The 17,875-nt window shown below is 35.8% G+C and carries 16 protein-coding genes; 7 read left to right on the top strand and 9 right to left on the bottom strand.

The window, feature by feature from the left end; genetic code table 11:
* From OPU68_RS05830 to OPU68_RS05810, 5 genes are all read left to right on the top strand, one after another.
* A complete protein-coding gene (locus OPU68_RS05830) occupies positions 1-351 on the top strand; it encodes an FtsB family cell division protein (RefSeq protein WP_498473062.1) in 351 nt (116 codons plus the stop codon).
* A gap of 13 nt (positions 352-364) precedes the next feature.
* Positions 365-1,519 carry a methylmalonyl-CoA mutase family protein gene (locus OPU68_RS05825; RefSeq protein ID WP_498473061.1) on the top strand — a complete coding sequence of 385 codons (1,155 nt, stop codon included), beginning with the start codon at positions 365-367 and terminating at the stop codon, positions 1,517-1,519.
* The gene (locus tag OPU68_RS05820) at positions 1,519-1,962 is read left to right on the top strand and encodes a DinB family protein (RefSeq protein WP_498473060.1); all 444 of its coding nucleotides are present in this window, start codon (positions 1,519-1,521) and stop codon (positions 1,960-1,962) included. The genes OPU68_RS05825 and OPU68_RS05820 overlap by 1 nt, the downstream gene beginning before the upstream one ends.
* A 103-nt stretch (positions 1,963-2,065) precedes the next feature.
* A complete protein-coding gene (locus tag OPU68_RS05815; RefSeq protein ID WP_498473059.1) occupies positions 2,066-3,178 on the top strand; it encodes a pseudouridine synthase in 1,113 nt (370 codons plus the stop codon).
* Positions 3,179-3,285: 107 nt separating this feature from the next.
* Positions 3,286-3,927, top strand: coding sequence for an alpha/beta hydrolase (locus OPU68_RS05810; protein WP_498473058.1), 642 nt, complete (start codon positions 3,286-3,288; stop codon positions 3,925-3,927).
* Between the two features lie 8 nt (positions 3,928-3,935).
* Here the strand turns inward: OPU68_RS05810 and OPU68_RS05805 are convergent, their stop codons facing one another.
* The 3 genes from OPU68_RS05805 to OPU68_RS05795 form a co-directional block, all read right to left on the bottom strand.
* The gene (locus tag OPU68_RS05805; protein WP_498473057.1) at positions 3,936-4,586 is read right to left on the bottom strand and encodes a peptidoglycan recognition protein family protein; all 651 of its coding nucleotides are present in this window, start codon (positions 4,584-4,586) and stop codon (positions 3,936-3,938) included.
* Positions 4,587-4,621: 35 nt separating this feature from the next.
* Positions 4,622-5,194: a DUF1287 domain-containing protein gene (locus OPU68_RS05800; RefSeq protein ID WP_498473056.1), complete on the bottom strand. Its 573-nt coding sequence runs from the start codon at positions 5,192-5,194 to the stop codon at positions 4,622-4,624.
* A 107-nt stretch (positions 5,195-5,301) separates the two neighbouring features.
* On the bottom strand, positions 5,302-6,483 hold the full coding sequence (locus OPU68_RS05795) for an acyl-CoA dehydrogenase family protein (protein ID WP_498473055.1): 1,182 nt from the start codon (positions 6,481-6,483) through the stop codon (positions 5,302-5,304).
* A gap of 345 nt (positions 6,484-6,828) precedes the next feature.
* On the opposite strand from OPU68_RS05795, the gene OPU68_RS05790 reads away from it, so the two are divergent.
* Positions 6,829-7,329: a hypothetical protein gene (locus tag OPU68_RS05790; protein WP_498473054.1), complete on the top strand. Its 501-nt coding sequence runs from the start codon at positions 6,829-6,831 to the stop codon at positions 7,327-7,329.
* A 49-nt stretch (positions 7,330-7,378) separates the two neighbouring features.
* On the opposite strand, the gene OPU68_RS05785 is transcribed toward OPU68_RS05790, so the two are convergent.
* From OPU68_RS05785 to purB, 5 genes are all read right to left on the bottom strand, one after another.
* Positions 7,379-10,276 carry an AsmA family protein gene (locus OPU68_RS05785; RefSeq protein WP_498473053.1) on the bottom strand — a complete coding sequence of 966 codons (2,898 nt, stop codon included), beginning with the start codon at positions 10,274-10,276 and terminating at the stop codon, positions 7,379-7,381.
* A 103-nt stretch (positions 10,277-10,379) separates the two neighbouring features.
* Positions 10,380-10,997: an SGNH/GDSL hydrolase family protein gene (locus OPU68_RS05780; protein WP_498473052.1), complete on the bottom strand. Its 618-nt coding sequence runs from the start codon at positions 10,995-10,997 to the stop codon at positions 10,380-10,382.
* Positions 10,998-11,012: 15 nt separating this feature from the next.
* Positions 11,013-11,324 carry a barstar family protein gene (locus OPU68_RS05775; protein WP_498473051.1) on the bottom strand — a complete coding sequence of 104 codons (312 nt, stop codon included), beginning with the start codon at positions 11,322-11,324 and terminating at the stop codon, positions 11,013-11,015.
* A 214-nt stretch (positions 11,325-11,538) separates the two neighbouring features.
* A complete protein-coding gene (locus tag OPU68_RS05770) occupies positions 11,539-15,231 on the bottom strand; it encodes a phosphoribosylformylglycinamidine synthase (RefSeq protein WP_498473050.1) in 3,693 nt (1,230 codons plus the stop codon).
* 88 nt (positions 15,232-15,319) lie between these two features.
* On the bottom strand, positions 15,320-16,747 hold the full coding sequence (purB, locus tag OPU68_RS05765) for an adenylosuccinate lyase (protein WP_498473049.1): 1,428 nt from the start codon (positions 16,745-16,747) through the stop codon (positions 15,320-15,322).
* Between the two features lie 154 nt (positions 16,748-16,901).
* Between purB and apaG the strand changes: the two genes are divergently transcribed.
* Positions 16,902-17,285 (top strand): Co2+/Mg2+ efflux facilitator ApaG/CorD, encoded by a 384-nt coding sequence (apaG, locus tag OPU68_RS05760; RefSeq protein ID WP_498473048.1) that lies wholly within the window; start codon positions 16,902-16,904, stop codon positions 17,283-17,285.
* A gap of 35 nt (positions 17,286-17,320) precedes the next feature.
* Here the strand turns inward: apaG and OPU68_RS05755 are convergent, their stop codons facing one another.
* Positions 17,321-17,875 (bottom strand): 3'-5' exonuclease, encoded by a 555-nt coding sequence (locus OPU68_RS05755; protein ID WP_498473047.1) that lies wholly within the window; start codon positions 17,873-17,875, stop codon positions 17,321-17,323.

Here is a 17,875-nt window from a genome sequence, read left to right as displayed (position 1 = left end):
ATGAAAGAACTAATCAAGGATATCAAGAAAAAATCGCCGACTTTGAAGTTTTTAAAAACGTATGTCTTCAACAAATATCTGTTGACGTTTATTGGATTTTTAGTCTGGATGATATTCTTTGACAGCACTTCTTTTTTGGTTATCAATGAATTGAATGGTGAAATAAACCGCTACGAAAAGCAGCTCGCTTTTTACAAAACAGAATATGAAAAGAATGACAAATTCTTTCGTAAACTGATGAATAACAAAGACGAAAAAGAAAAATACGCCAGAGAAAATTACTTTATGAAAAAACCAAATGAGGAAATTTTCATCCTGGTGGTAGATAGTTCTAAAATCGCTAAGAAGTAAAATATTTTTCAGAATGAGTGCATTGGAAGATTGGGAACAGCTTGTAAAAAAGCAACTCAAAACAGAAAACATCTACGAGATTCTTCAAAAGGAGAATCTGGAAAATATTGAAGTAAAACCTTATTATCACAATAATTCTGAATACAAAATCCTTCCCAAAGTAGAAGAAAGCACACATCTTGTTGCAGAATATCAGGGAGGTTTGGAAGATCAGGCATTCGCTTTTTTGCTTAATGAGAATGTAGAAAATCTTGATGAGAAATCGATTTTCATTAATGATGCTGACCTTGCAGAACATATTTTAGCAGAAGAATCCAACCGTTATTTTTCTTTAATTGATGTTTTTTCTGATGATCAAAAAGCTGAGATCAACGAACATCTTGTTGGTGAATTGCTCTCAAAATCATTTGAAAGAAACATTTGCATAGATGTTAGTTTTCATCAAAATTCCGGCGCTTCCATTATCCAGCAATTGGGTTTTGCTTTAGCTAAATCGAAAGAATTGGTTGAAAAATTTGGTTATGAGATTTTGGAAAAATTAATTTTCAAATTTGCAGTTGGAAGTCAATATTTTTTTGAAATTGCTAAAATCCGAGCTTTTAAATATCTATTCAATCAGCTTTCTAAAGAGTTTGGAAAAGATTTGATCCCATATATTTTTGTTGAGACAACTTTACGAAATAAAGCTAGAAACGATCAGGACAACAATCTGATACGTTCCACATTGGAATTGGCTTCAGCAATGATTGGAGGAGCGGACGCCGTTTTTTGCAATAATTACAAAATCGAAAATCCAACTGAACTTTCCAAAGAAATCTCCTTCAAACAACAAATCGTTTTGGCTTACGAAAGCATTATCAATGTTTTTGAAGATGCTGCTTCCGGAAGTTATTTTGTAGAAAACATCACGCAACAATTCGCTGAAAAATCCTGGAAACTATTCCTTAAAATAGAAGAAAAAGGCGGTTATATTGAACTTTTAAAATCTGGAGAAATTCAAAAAATAATTTTTAATCACGGTACGAAAGAACAAAATTGGGTAGAAGAGGGGAAAATTAAAATCATTGGTGTCAATCTTTATCCGAAACTGGAAGTTAAAAAATCGATTCCCGAACTTTATAATTCTTCTGAAATAAAACCAGTTCGTCTAGCAGAAATGTTTGAATAATGAAAGAGCATTTTCAGGATCTGTTAGAATATAATCAGCTCTTCAATCAATTATTGATAGAAAATTATCTGGAAAATAGTTCGCTCTGGTGTGAGAAAAGCAAGAATGTTCTCAATCATATTCTGAATGCACATCAGATTTGGAATGCGAGAATACTTAATGATAATCAATTTGAAGTCTGGCAAATCAATGCTGACGATTCATTAATAAAAATCAATTCTGAAAATTTTATCAATTGTTCCAAAATCCTTGATGAAAGAAACATTACTGAAAAAATCAATTATAAAAATTCCAGAGGAAATGTATTTGAAAATACAATTCAGGAGATCATTTTCCATTTCATAAATCATTCTACTTATCACCGGGGACAAATCGCGATACTGATGAAACAAGCCGGACTGGAACCAATCAATACAGATTATATTTTCCATAAACGGTTTTAATAAATTCGGAATTTAAAATTACATTATTCTCAATTTTCGGAATTCTTAAACTCAGAATTCGTAACTCTTAACTAATTCACTATCTTTGCAAAAATTTTTAGAAATGAGCGAAGACGGAAAAAGACCAGAAAGAGACAAAAAACCAAGAAGTGCAGGTACTAGCAGACCTTCTGGAAACTCCCGTAGCTCTGGCGAAAGAACGTCCAAAAGCAGGCCTTCGGAAAACTCCCGTGAATCCGGATCTGGCGATAAAAAACCAAGTTTTGGAGCAGGATCAAGAAGTTCGGCTGGAAACAGACCGGCTGGAGGTACGCGCAAACCAAAAACTACAAGAGGTGGCGAACGTAATTTTGACAGCAGAGACAAATACGAAAATGGTGATAAAAAACCATTTAATAAAAAGCCTACGAACAAAAAACCATACATCCGACCGGAAACCGCTGAGGACAAAACCAAATCTTTCATCCAAAAGAGAAGGTTTGAAAAGATCAGCAAGGAAGTTCACAAAGATACCATCAGACTTAATAAATATATTGCAAATTCAGGCATTTGCAGTAGGAGAGAAGCGGACGAATTGATTTCTCAAGGTCTTGTGGAAGTGAACGGAAAGGTGGTGACAGAAATGGGTTATCAGGTTCAGAAGACCGATAGAGTTGTTTTCGACAGCCAAAATATCACGCCTGAGAAACCAGTTTATGTTTTATTGAACAAACCAAAAGGTTACATCTCAACAACCAAAGACGAAAAAGCGAGAAAAACTGTAATGGATTTGACAGCAAATGCGTCGCCATACAGAATTTTCCCAGTTGGAAGATTGGACAGACAGACCACAGGCGTTATTCTTTTGACAAACGACGGTCACATCACGAAAAAACTCACGCATCCATCATTTGCAATGAGAAAAATCTATCACGTGACGCTTGACAGAAAACTGACTAACGATGACATGAAACTGATTGGCGAAGGAATTCGTTTGGAAGAAGGTGTTGCAGAAGTGGATAGCATTTCTTTCATCGAAGGAAAACCGAAAAATGAAGTTGGAATCGAGATTCACATTGGTTGGAATAGAGTAGTACGCAGAATTTTCCAAAAATTGGGTTACGAAGTGGAAGCGCTGGACAGAGTTATGTTTGCAGGACTTACCAAGAAAAATATCAAAAGAGGACACTGGAGAATCTTAACGGAACTAGAAGTGAACAACTTGAAAATGTTATAAATAGCTTTTGGCTCATTGCTTTTTGCAATTGGGTTTTGGAAAAGATAGAATATTAAGACTGAAGAAATTCAGTCTTTTTTGTTAAATTGAAAATCATAATTAGGAAAATGAATAAGATTTATATTTTCAGTGGTCTTGGCGTGGACAGAAGGGTTTTTGATAATATTGACTTCAGAGATTTGGATGTTGAATTTATTGATTGGATTGATCCTTTAACAAATGAATCTTTAGCACATTATGCTGAAAGAATTTCAAAAAAAATAACGACTGAAAATCCGATTCTCATTGGGTTGTCTTTCGGTGGAATGGTTGCTGTAGAGATTTCTAAAATCCTTAAAACCGAAAAAATAATTCTAATTGCATCTGCGAAAAATAAATTTGAACTTCCACAATTTAACCGGATCTCAGGAAGATTAAAACTTAATCAATTAATTCCGAAATCCGTTTTCAAAAAGCAAAACTTTGTCACGAATTGGATGTTTGGAATCGAAACAGAATCTGAGAAACAATTATTAAAAAATATTCTTCAAGATACAAATCCCAACTTTTTCTCCTGGGCAATCAATGAAATTGTGAATTGGAAAAATGAAACAATTCCGGAAAATGTGATTCATATTCACGGAAATATAGATCGAATTATTCCTTTTAAAAATGTGAAAGCTGATTTTATGATTGAAGGAGGTGGACATTTTATGACGGTGAACAGATCTCAGGAAATTGAAAAAATTATTAGAAAAATAATCTCATAATTGTAAGCTTACGGCTGACTTTTCAACTTCAAATCTGTTAATTTACCTCTCACTTTTTTCATAAAATCATCGCCCGGATCAGCTTTTCCAGTAAAATATTTTGGGTTGGATTCCTTCCAAAGTTTAGAATTCCGGAAAACGCCATATTCAGAATGTCCGATGAGATATTCAATCGGATATTTTTTGGTTAAATATCTTACCAATTCTGCATTGGCTTCCACTTGTTTGTCGGTCAAAGGTTGTGCTTTACTTCCGATATTCTCAACGCCGATTGCACAATAATTGAGGCCGATTGTATGTCTTGCAAACATTTCGGGATCTACCAATTGATAGATTGTCCCATCTCTGTCGATAATAAAATTAGAAGAAACATTCAGAGGACTTTGGTTTTTTAAAGTTGATCTCTGGTTTTCCAGATACAGATTATTGAAATATTTGAAATTGGACTCTACAGTTCCGCCTGCTGTGTAATGTAAAACAATTATTTTCGGAGTAATCTTGGGCGTTTTTTGATCCAGATCATGATGCTCTTTCATATATTCCAGACTCAGCTTGATTTTTCCCTTAGAATAATCAATTGGTTTCTGAATAATTTTAAGATTCTGAGCCTGAAATAAAAAACAACAATTCACGAACAGCAATAGAATACACTTTCTCATCTTTAATCTAATCTCTAACATCTAAATTCTAATTTCTATTTCTGATATTGATAATGCCCGGTAATCGTCCAGTCAAAAAGACAATCCTGCAAAACCTGTCCCGCTCCGATATTATGAACAATCATAAAACGTTTGCCGTCAGGTGATTTCTTATTAACCACAATTCCAATATGTGTCAGATTCTTTGGCAAATCCCAAGTCACAATATCGCCAGGAATATAATCTTTGGGATCTTTGGATAATGGTTTTGATTTCCCAAATTTAGCAAAAAATACCTGTAAATTTGGAACTCTTCGGTGGTCGATATTTGAATCGGGTCTTTTCAAATTCCATTTTTTAGGATATTTTGAAAAATTCTTTACCATATCTTCATGAACTTCTTTTTGCAGATCAATTCCTAATTTACGGTAAGTACGGATCACAACATCGGTACAAACACCTTTATCAGCGGGAACATCGCCGTTTGGATATTTTAAAACAAAATAAGCGGGATCATAGACCACTTTATCTTTCGTAAGTTCAATTGCTGCATTGGAAAGCTTTAAAGGAAAATTCTGTGCAAAGTTTAAAACAGAAATAAGAATAAATAGGAGACAATATCTTTTCATTTTATGGCTTACTGGTTCTCGAAGGATTAATATTTTTTAAACGAAAAAACCTACGAAAATATTTCCGTAGGTTTTCTCTTTTAAAATATATAAGATTGATTTGGTCTTTATCCAAAGGCATTGATGCCTGTAATATCCATTCCGGTAATCAGCAAATGGATGTCGTGTGTTCCCTCGTAAGTGATGACAGATTCCAGATTGGCTGCGTGACGCATCATTGGGAATTCTCCCATAATGCCCATTCCACCAAGCATCTGACGGGATTCTCTGGCGATATCGATGGCCATTTTTACATTGTTTCTTTTCGCCATAGATATTTGTGCTGGCGAAGCTTTATATGCATTTTTAAGCGTTCCTAATTGGAAACAAAGCAATTGTGATTTTGTAATCTCAGTCAGAAATTCTGCCAGTTTCTTTTGCTGAAGCTGGAATCCGCCAATTGGTTTCCCGAACTGTTTTCTCTCTTTGGAATATTGAACAGCGGTGCAATAGCAATCAATCGCAGCACCAATTACGCCCCACGAAATTCCATATCTCGCTGAATTAAGACAAGAAAGTGGACCTTTCAAACCTTCAATATTTGGAAGAAGATTTTCTTTCGGAACTTTCACATTATTGAAAACCAATTCGCCGGTTTTGGAAGCTCTCAAACTCCATTTGTTATGCGTAGTTGGTGTTGTAAAGCCTTCCATTCCGCGCTCAAGGATCATTCCCCGTACTTTTCCGTCTTCGCCTTTTGCCCATACAACTGCAATGTCTGCAACGGGAGAATTTGTGATCCACATTTTTGCACCATTAAGAAGATAATGATCGCCTTGGTCTGTGAATTTTGATTCCATAGATGATGGGTCAGAACCGTGATTGGGTTCCGTCAATCCGAAACAGCCAATCAAATCGCCTGATGCTAATTTTGGAAGGTATTTCTTTTTTTGTTCTTCAGAACCATACTCAAAAATTGGGAACATTACTAACGAAGACTGAACAGAAGCCGCAGAACGAACCGCTGAATCACCTCTTTCCAGTTCCTGCATAATTAATCCGTAAGAAATCTGATCCAATCCTGGTCCGCCATATTCTTCAGGAATGTAAGGTCCCAAAGCGCCGATGTTGCCCAATTCCTTCATCAATCCTGGAATATCGGTGTGATCTTGTGCTGCCTGATCTATTTTCGGCATTACAAAACTTTCCACCCAGCTGCGTACAGATTCGCGGATAAGCTTGTGTTCTTCGGTTAATAGGCTGTCTATTGAGTAATAATCGGGTATGCTGGTTAATGGATAATATGACATTGTTTTGTTTTGCCTAAAAATAAAGCTTTTCCTGAATTACCAAAAAGTTTTGTTAACAAATAATTCATTTTCTGAAAAACGTCATAAATGCTTCGCAAGTCTGTTTGAAACCTGCACAACTTTGGCGGAAGTCATAAACAAGTGTATTTGTAACAAAACAACTTTTACTTTTGTTTAAAACAATAGTATTTGTAACCAATCAACTTTGTCGGAAGTCACAAACAAGTGTGTTTGTAACCAAATGACTTACTTTTGTTTGAAACAGATGTGTTTGTAACTAAATGACTTTTATTTTTTAGAATTATGTTAGAATTAAGGTATTTTTATGGTTGAAATTGAAAACAAATGAAAGAGCCTGTTTTATCTACGCATAAAATACTTAAAGAAAAAGCCTGTAACGCTGACATTGACGAAAGCTGGATTGATTGGGCTATTGAAATGATGGAAGCAGGATATGAAGAAGATAGCTTGTATCAACTTGCGGGAATTTCAAAACCTTATAATCAATTTGAACTACAACAATTAACGAGCAAAGTATTATCGGACTTAAAACTAGACTATTCTGATAAATTAGATACTATAAAAAAATACGTTTATTATTTGATAAAATCTAATCTCGATCAAACGAAAAGTTATTACGAGGTTCTGAGAGAAATCAGAGATATTTTTTATGAACTTGATATGGATAATGAATTTCAAAATTTAACTTTACTGTATTGGGCAAAAGATGATTTAATCTACAGTGAAATTCAACACTATGGGATTAATGCAGATAGGACTAATATTGATAAAATTATCAAAGAACAATTTGTACTTTATATAAATGAATTTGAAAATAAATTATAATGTAATTAACTCATAACAAAAATCTCCAAACCTAATTGGAGCTCTCGCATTATTTCTCTTTCACATCTTTACTAACCTGCTTCTCCGCATTCTCAGCTTTCTTTTCCTGCGCACGTTTGTCTTTTCGTTGTTGCGCTCTGGTTTTTTTCTCAGCCCGTTTTTCCTCACGGATGACTTTATTCGATTTTGTATTATAAAGAGCATCCATAATTCCTTGTCCGGTTTTACTGAAGATTTTGATTTTCGGTTTCTCGTGCGTTCCTGTGACTACTACCGGGAAGCCAATCCAACCGCCAGGTGGCAATCCAACTCTGATTCGGAAATCGAGTAGGCCGTTGAAACTGGTAGTTCCGCTGATTGATGGTCGCAAAACTGAAACTTTGAAAGTGAACGGGTCCACGTGAATCAAATTGTTTTTGATGTTTGTTTTGATGTCAACGCCTTTCATATCAGGATTGTTGAAGGCATTTGCTCCAATATCATTTCCGACTGCTGAAAGCATTTTCAGGTTTTTGACTTCGACATCTTTCAAATTCACATTTCCGCCACCTTCAAGTGAAGGATAAATCGGTTTCATATTGCCGTCAAAATCGCCTTTCAGTTTGTAATCCAAAGACACAATTCCTTTCACGTCTTTGGCTGCAGTTGCCATTTCACGAACCATATCGATTTCCTTGTAAGCTCTCTGAACATCGAAGTTATCAACCTTCAAAGCGACGTCATAATTGGCTGTAATTGGCGATTCGTTCTGATATCTCGCATCGATTCCCATTCGGCTGCCAACAATGTCGAAGGTTGTATTTTTAAGGTACACTTCGCCTTTGTTGACAGAAGCCAAACCAACCAGATTATTCAGTCCAAGTCCTTTGAATTCCACTTTTTTCGCATTTGCTTCCAATGAAACATCAAGGTTTGTTGGAACAATCACAACACCGCTGCTTTTTGGATTTTCTTCTTTCGCATATTCTACAGCCAACGATTTGTCTTTGTTGTCGCCTTCTTTCAGCGCCATAAACTCATCAATCAAAATATAATTGGACTTGAGATGGAATTTCCCGTGTAATGTTCCTTTTCTTTCGATAAAATAATTGATGGTATTTAAAAGATAACCATTCAAAGCAAAATCGGATTTACCATAATTCGCAAAGAACTTTCTGAACCACATTTTTTCATTCTCAAATTCGAAGTTTCCTTCTTTGATGAAGAATGATTTTGGTAAATATTCTGTAGTTGCTTTGATGTTTTTCAGGATTAAGTTCCCTCGATTATCAAGCTTGCTGTATTGTCCCGTTGTCGCGTAACTTTGACGACCATTTAAAGATAAATCCGCCATTATCAAACCACTGACATCAAATCCTTCTTTCTTGAAAACCTGATAGATTCTTCCAATATTCAAAACACCTTTTGCTCTGACTTTATACAATAAGTCTTCGAAGTTTTGCAAATCAGCATTCACGAAAACCGGATTGCCTTCAAAATCAAATTTGAAAGGGTCGAGTTTCACGCCCAGACTTTTGAAAGTCCCATCTGTATTATAAATGTTCGCTAAAATATTGATGTTTTGAATCGCATTCGGATAATATTTCGTTTTCAGCCAACCGTTTTTCAGATTCAGATAACCTTTTGTTTTCGGGAATAATTTTTTGTCAAGATTGAAAATCCCATTCGATTGAATATCCGTATTCATCAAACCTTTCAATTCAATATCTTTCAATCCTAAAGCAGAGTCCAATGTTGCCAAATCAATTCCACCTTTGATGTTGGCATTGATTTTCATTTCGTCCATTCCCTGCGTTCTCACAACGGCTCGGAACTTATTATTTTTACCTAAGTCAAAACTCAAATTCCTCAAATCGAGTAGGAGTTTATTCGTATCAAGCGAAGGTAAATCAACATTCAAATCCAAATTCAGATTGTTCATCGGCACTGGCGCGTTGCTGTTGGAAACGAAACCGTTGTTCACTTTCAGACTGGCTTTCACATCTGGTTTTTGGTTTTTCGGCTCGCTGAATCTGCCTTTTAAACTAAAGAACAAATCACTATTTCCCTCGATTTTCGTATCCTTCACCCAACCTAAATATTGCGGAGGCAAAACGGACAACATATCTTTAATCGTTGTTTTTTCCGACGCCGCATTGATATTCAGATTATAACCATCCTTCAAAATACTGACGAAACCGGTGAATTTCAAAGGCAGTTCATTGATTCTCAACTCATTTTTTCTCAAGACAAAAGTCAAGGCATTGGTGTTGATTCTCGTAATCAAATCGGCGTGAAGTGACTTTTCTTTGGCGTACCAAATTCGGTTCAAAGCAAAATCAAGTTTGTCGATTCCAAGGTCGGTTTCGAGGTCGAAAATATCTTCGCTCAATCCACCTTTTCCTGTGTAATTAAGACCTTTTGCATTTACCAAAACATTGGCTGCGTGGTCATTGTATTTGATGTTCCAGTTTTTCAGTTTGATTAAATCTAATTTGATGGATGCTCCAGCTTCCGTTGTATCTTTCGGCTTTTCCGAAGGTTTGGAAACATAAACATTATAATTTGCCTGACCTTTGGAATTGACGAAAACGTTGGCTGTAGCGTCATTCACATAGATTTCATCAATTTTTATCTCGCCATCAAAAATCAGATTTTTAAGATTGATTCCAGCCGCAACTTCCTTGGCCGCGAGAAGCGTGTCTTGTTCAAAAGGTTTGGAACCTTTCAATAGAAAATCATCCACAGAAACCGTGAGAGAAGGGAAGTGACGGAAAAAACTAAGGTGTGTTTTCTTATAATCGAGTTCGCCAGCCAAATGTTTGTTGGCGAATATCTTGACCTGATTCGAAATTTGTCCAGGAAATAGAATCGGAATGATGAACATTAGAAATAGGACAGAAGCAATCGTAATTCCCAGCCATTTTAATATTTTCAGCAGCACTGTTGTGATATTTCCCGCACTCATAATCTTAGATTTTTATGATTGATTCAAAGACTGTGCTAAAAATTAATTCACAAAAAAACCTTCCCCGATTTGAGAAAGGTTTTAAGCCTTTATTGATGAATGTTTACAAGTATTTGTCGATAATTGGAAGGGCGATTTCTGCCATCATTTCATATCCTTTTTCGTTGGGATGAACACCGTCTTTGGAAAGCAGAATCTCTTTGTTTTCCAAAAAAGCCGAATAAAAATCAATGTAATTCAATGCGTTTTCAGTTGCGATATTTTTAAGGATTTGATTGTAAACCAAAACGTCTTCGTTTGTTCTAATCTTTCCAGTTGATGAGATTTTAGAATCAATTCTATCAGAAACAGGAAGAATACTTACCAGATAAATTTCTTTTGAAAATACTTTTGCCTGTTGAATTGCTTTTTCAATATTAGCTTTAAATTGTCTAGAATTTACGATTTGATTTCCATCTTTCACAGCCAAATCATTAGCACCATAGCCGAGAAAAACTACATTTCCATCCTCCGCATTTCTAACTGACATTTCATTCTGAATTCTTCTGACTAAACCTTCTGAAGTTTCACCACCAATTCCCAAATTAAAAAGGATCAGTTCACTGCTTCCTTCATTGTATTTCTGTAAAGCAAATCTTTTAAGAATATCAACCCAACCTCCGAACACGCCATCGTATTCGCCATAAGTTGTGCTGTCACCGAAAAATAATCCATACTTCATTTTCTTCTTCAATTTTTAGTCTAAAACTAAGGTTATGTTCTTATGCGATTCTATAATTTCAATCAGAATATCAAATAAGGTTTGTCCGTTTCCGGCAATCAAATCATCCAATTTTTGTTGAGCAAAATGGATATTAAAAGGTTTTCCCTGTCTGATTTTATTTTCGTAAAATTCTTTCGTTGCTTCAAAACCTAGAGCTTCCTTTGATTTTTGAGAATCCTTCCAAATGATTTCTATTTCATCTTTACTTTCAAAAACTCCGAAACCTCCGTACAATATATCTTCAAAGCCATCTAAAGTTCCGACTTTCCAATCCACACCTTCCATTAAGACTGTAGAAACTTCTTCGTAGAATCCTGACAGATCGGAAAAGTGATTGCCATTAATGACAGTAGATTTTATGTTATAGTTATTTGAAATAATTTCCGAGTGATTTAATTTGACGATAAAATTTTAACAATAAACCTAACGGATTTTGAAAATCCGTTAGGTTTGAAAGCTATATTTTTAAGCTAAAAGCCAATTGTCAGAAGCCATCAGTTTATTTAAAGTATTCTACTCCGTTTTTAAAAATGTTATGGTAATTCGCAGTTGGGATATTTTTCATCAAGCCTTCTGCAAAACGTTCCGGGTGTCCCATTCTACCATAGATTTTACCACAAGGACTTGTGATTCCTTCAATCCCAAATAAAGAATTATTTGGATTGAACGGCATTCCGTGAGCGATGTTTCCATCTAAATCTAAGTATTGCGTTGCAATCTGTCCGTTCTCATACAACTTCAGAATTTCCGATTCTGAAGCCATAAAACGACCTTCTCCGTGAGAAATCGGAATGGTGAAAACCTGATCTATCATTCCTTTCAACCAAGGCGATTCGTCATTTAGAACTTTCACATTCACCATTTGAGAGATGTGTCTTCTGATCGCATTGTGAGCCAACGTTGGAGAATTTTCATCCAGATCCTTAATTCTACCATAAGGCAACAATCCTGACTTCACCAAAGCCTGGAAACCGTTACAGATTCCGATGATCATTCCGTCTCTGTCGAGCAGTTCGTGAACAGCATTCCTCATCTTTTCATTCTTCAGAACATTCACAATAAACTTAGCAGAACCATCCGGTTCGTCACCTGCAGAGAAACCTCCGGAGAATGCTAAAATCTGTGATTGTTTAATTTCTTTTACCCACGCATCAATGCTCTCGTCAAGTAACTGATGGTTGATATTAATCAAAGGCAAACTGCTTACAATTGCACCTTCTTTTTGGAATGCATTTAATGTATCGTATTCGCAATTTGTTCCTGGGAAAATCGGTGCAAAAACTCTCGGCTGAGCGATTCCGTGTTTTTTGATTTGAATATTTCTTGGGTTGATTGAGTTCAGTTTTGAATCCAGTTCAAACGTTATTTTTTCTTTTTCTACTGTTGAAAAAAGGTTCTCAAAAGTTTTTGTATTGGCTTCGAGTAATTTTTCGATTTCAAAACTCAAATTATTGATTTCCAAATTATTTGAATTTTTAACTTCACCGATTAATTGAAGATAAACCGAACTTAATTCTTCAGTTGATTCTATAATTAAACTTCCAATATTTTTAGCTAATAAAACGTTCTCATCAGCGATATTTATTTCAGCTCCTAATCTGTTTCCGAAACTCATTTTCGCTAAAGCTACTGCAACTCCTCCTTCTTTAATAGTCTTCACAGAAACGATTTTTCCGGCTTTGATATTTTCGAAAATCAATTCAAAAACTGATTTCAAATTTTCATAGTTTGGAAGTCCGTTTTCCTGTGGAATATGGTTGAAGAAATACAGTTTATTTCCTGCCTGTTTAAATTCCGGAGAGATCACATTTTTCTTTTCTCCATTCGCACAAGCAAACGAAATCAATGTTGGCGGAACATTCAAATCCTGATACGTTCCACTCATCGAATCCTTACCACCGATGGCAGCCAAACCAAGGTTAATCTGCGCATCGTAAGCTCCCAAAAGTGAAGCCAAAGGCTTGCCCCATTTTTCAGGATTCTGACCTAATTTCTCAAAATATTCCTGGAAACTTAATCTGATATTTTTGTAATCGCCGCCCATTGCAACGATTTTCGCAACGCTTTCAACGACTGCATAAGAAGCTCCCAATAATGAGTTTTGCTTTGAAATTTCAGCATCAAATCCCCAACTTGCGAAAGAAACTGTTTCAATATCTTTTGCTCCTAAAATCGGTAACGTTTGAGCACTTCCTTCCATCAAAGTCTGCTGATATTTTCCACCTAAAGGCATCGCAACGGTAGTCGCACCAATGGATGAATCAAACATTTCCAATAAACCTTTTTGAGAGGCAACGTTTTTATCTGCAAGAATTTTCAAGAAATTCTCTTCGTTAAAAGTTTGAGTTTCTTCTTTTGCTTCATTAAGATGCGTAATCTTAACTTCCTGACTTTTAGAACAACCGTTTGTATCCAGGAATTCTCTTGAAAGATCAACAATCTTATCGCCTTTCCAGAACATCTGCATTCTTCCTGAATCTGTTACTTTTGCAACTTCTACAGCCACAATATTTTCAGCCTCACAGAATTTGATGAACTGTTCTTTATCTTTTGGTTCAACCACAACCGCCATTCTTTCCTGAGATTCAGAAATGGCAAGCTCTGTTCCGTTCAAACCTTCATATTTTAAAGGTAAAACATCCAGATTAACTTCTAAAGAATCAGCGATTTCGCCGATGGCTACAGAAACTCCACCAGCTCCGAAATCGTTAGATTTTTTAATCAGTCTCGTCACTTCAGGATTTCTGAATAATCTCTGGATTTTACGTTCTTCAACGGCATTTCCTTTCTGAACCTCAGAACTCATTGTGTGAATTGAAGTTTCGTCCTGTTCTTTTGAACTTCCGCTTGCTCCACCAACACCGTCACGACCTGTTGCACCACCTAAAATGATGATAGAGTCGCCAGCTTCAGGCTTTTCACGTCTCACCCAATCTACAGGAACGGCGCCGGTAACGAAACCAACCTCCATTCTTTTCGCTTTGTAACCTTCATCGTAGATTTCAGAAACCATTGTAGTCGCCAGACCGATTTGGTTACCGTAAGAAGAATAACCGTTTGCAGCCTGTTTTGTAATTGTTTTTTGAGGTAATTTTCCCGGTAAAGTTTTATCAACCGGTTCCAAAACATCTGCAGCACCCGTTAATCTCATCGCCTGAAAAACGAAAGAACGTCCTGACAAAGGATCTCTGATCGCACCACCTAAACACGTTGAAGCACCTCCGAAAGGTTCAATTTCCGTCGGGTGATTGTGTGTTTCATTTTTAAATAATAAATACCAAGGTTCTTTTTTCCCATCGTATTCAGCTTCAATCTGGATTGTACAAGCATTGATTTCATCAGAAACCACCAAGTTTTCCAAGTTGCCTGTTTTATGGAAATATCTTCCGCAAACTGTTGCCAAATCCATTAGAGAGATTGGTTTCAATTCACGTCCTAAGAATTTTCTTTTTTCGATATAATCATTGAAAATCGTTTCCAATGTATGTTTAAACTGTCCTTCAAATTCAATATTTGACAATTCTGTTTCAAACGTTGTGTGACGACAGTGGTCACTCCAATACGTGTCTAAAACTTTCAGTTCAGTTTCGGTAGGATTTCTTTTTTCAGTTTTAAAATATTCCTGAATAAATTTCAAATCATCCAATCCTAATGCAAAACCGTGATTGTTGAAGAATTCTTCCAACTGAACATCATCAAAATTGATGAAATTTTCGTGAACCAAAACCTTTGACGGAGTTTCTTCTGCAGGAATATTTAAAATTGACAAATCTTTTTCCTGAGATTCTACTTTGTTGATGAGAAGGTCTTTGATTTTTGCTACATCAGATTCGGAAACTCCTTCGAACTCGATAAGCTTGCCGCTTCTTACTTTAGACTTTTCATTTTCAGTCAGTAAGGCGATACACTGTTGAGCTGAATCGGCACGCTGGTCGTATTGTCCAGGCAAAAATTCCATTGCGAAAAAGATTCCCTGCGCAGGTTTTTCTTCGTGCAGAATATCCGTAACCGGATCAACGAAAGTGCTGTTTACCACTTTTTCGAACTCACCATCGTTCAAATTGAAAATATCGTACACATTGTACACTTTTACATTTTTGATCGACGGAACCACCGCTTTTACGTCATCAAAAATCTTTGGACTTTCTACATCGAAAATTCCTCTTTTTTCTACGAAAATTCTTTTGTTCATTTTTATAGATATGAGATTTTAGCTTTCATTCTAAAATCGTTATTTAGATTTATTTTATAACAAAAAAATGCAGCCGAAGCTGCACATATTATACTTTTAGATCAGATTCCAAACCAATCAATTCGCTGTTGGCATCCAAAATAGGCTGAACTTCATTTGCGATGAATTCTTCCGTTTGAATTGGTGCAAAACCGATAAAGTTATTCGGGTCGAGAACTTCTTTTAATTTTGATTTATCAAGTTTTAACGTTTCATCGTTCAAAATCCTTTCGATCAAATCGTTTTCCTTACCTTCTTCTTTCACTTTTTTCGAAGCTTCCATAGAATGAAGTCTGATTACTTCGTGGATTTCCTGACGGTCCCCTCCAGCTTTCACTTCTTCCATAATAATATATTCCGTCGCCATAAAAGGAAGTTCCTCTTCGATGTGTTTGTTGATTCTGTTCGGGTAAACTACGATTCCGTTCATAATATTATTCCAGATCAATAGGATAGCATCAACTGCTAAAAATGATTGAGGAATGGTTAATCTTTTGTTAGCAGAATCGTCCAAAGTTCTTTCAAACCATTGCGTAGAAGCTACCATTGCAGAACTTGTCGTCAAAGACATTACGTATTTTGCCAAAGCTCCGATTCTTTCACTTCTCATTGGATTACGTTTGTAAGCCATTGCAGATGAACCGATTTGGTTTTTCTCAAATGGTTCTTCCACTTCTTTAAGGTTTTGAAGTAAACGCAAATCGTTGGTAAATTTATGTGCAGATTGAGCGATATTTCCTAATAAGGCAACAACTTTCGCATCAATTTTTCTGTCATAAGTCTGTCCGGAAACGCCGAAAACTTTCTCGAATCCGAATCTTTTTGATAATTCTTTATCTAAATGTTTTACTTTGGAATAATCGCCGTTGAAAAGTTCCAGAAAACTTGCTGCAGTTCCAGTTGTTCCTTTTACACCTCTGAATCTTAATGTTTCTAAGAAGAAATCAAGTTCTTCGATATCAATAACTAAACTCTGTAACCAAAGTGTCGCTCTTTTTCCAACAGTCGTTAACTGAGCTGGTTGGAAGTGTGTGAATCCTAAAGTTGGAAGATCTTTATATTGAATAGAAAAATCGGCTAGATTCTTCATCACATTGACTAACTTTTTTTTAATGATTAAAAGTCCGTCACGAATTTGGATTAAATCTGTATTATCTCCTACAAATGCGGAAGTTGCTCCCAAGTGAATAATACCCTTTGCTGAAGGCGCAACATCACCGTAAGTATGAACGTGAGCCATCACGTCGTGGCGAAATTTTTTCTCATATTCTGCCGCTTTGTCATAATCGATGTTTTCTGCGTTGGCTTTCAGTTCAGCTATTTGCTCGTCTGTGATTTCTAAGCCAAGGTCTTTTTCGATTTCAGCGAGAGCTATCCAAAGCTTTCTCCAAGTTCTAAACTTGTTGTTGTGAGAAAAATTAAACAGCATTTCTTCACTGGAATAGCGCTCTTCCAATGGGTTTTTGTAGGAATTCATTTCTTTCTTTTTACTTTTTTAGATTACCACAAAATTAAGAAAATTAAGCGACTGAATAAAATGAAATTAAAAATTGAAAACGATTTAACCAAAAGATAATTTTTTAATCAAATAATCGGCGGGATATTTGTATCTCAAAATTAAATCTAATAAAATGGTGTCAAAAAATACTTCCGAAATAAAAGTCAGTGTGACGACTGAGTATGACAATTTTAACAGTTATCCTTCTGAAAACCGTTTTGTTTTCCGGTATAATATTGAAATTGAGAATCTTGGAAGCCTTCCTGTAAAATTGCTTTCCAGAAAGTGGACCATATATGATCTTGGATTTGGATTTACAGAAGTTGAAGGTGCCGGCGTGATTGGGTTAACCCCTGTGATTGAAAGTGGTGATACCTTTAATTATTTTTCAAATGTGATCTTAAAATCTGGTGTTGGAAATATGGAAGGATATTATATTTTTGAGAATTTTGAGAAGGGTACATTCAATGTGAGTATTCCGAAGTTTAATTTGGTTACGGAGGTTTTGAGTAATTAGTATTGTCAAATTTTCAATAAGCTTTTAAAGCTTATTTATAGGAACTTAATCTTTTTATTAAATACTTCTTTAATCTCATCGTTTCTGGAAATCATTAACCTTTCGAAACTTAAAAGGGAAATCTTTGCACAAACTTCCGCATCAGCATCTGCTCTGTGGTGGTTGAAATTTATTTGATGATGTTCCGCCAGACTTTTCAATCCATAACTTTTCAGATCTTTCCAAGCCTTTTTCGCAACGCCAATGCTACACAAATAATTAATTTTTGGCGTGAAAAAACCATAATGATCCAGACATCCACGTAAAACGCCAGCATCAAAAGATGCATTGTGAGCGATCATCAGATTGCCATACATCAAATTCTCTATCTCGTACCAAATATCGCCAAAAGTAGGAGAGTGGCGGACATCTTCCGGATTGATGCCGTGGACAGCAACGTTGTGGTAATTGAAATAAGGAAAAGAGGGTGGTTTTATGAGCCAAGATTTGGTTTCTTTGATCACGCCATCTTCCACGATGCAGATTCCCAGCTCGCATGCTGAGTTTTTCTCGTGAGTCGCAGTTTCGAAATCTAGGGCTATGAAGTTCAT

The sequence above is a fragment of the Chryseobacterium sp. TB1-D10 genome, from assembly GCF_059803555.1.
The sequence above is the reverse complement of the archived record's forward strand: the minus strand, read 5'-3'. Positions and strand labels throughout refer to the sequence as shown.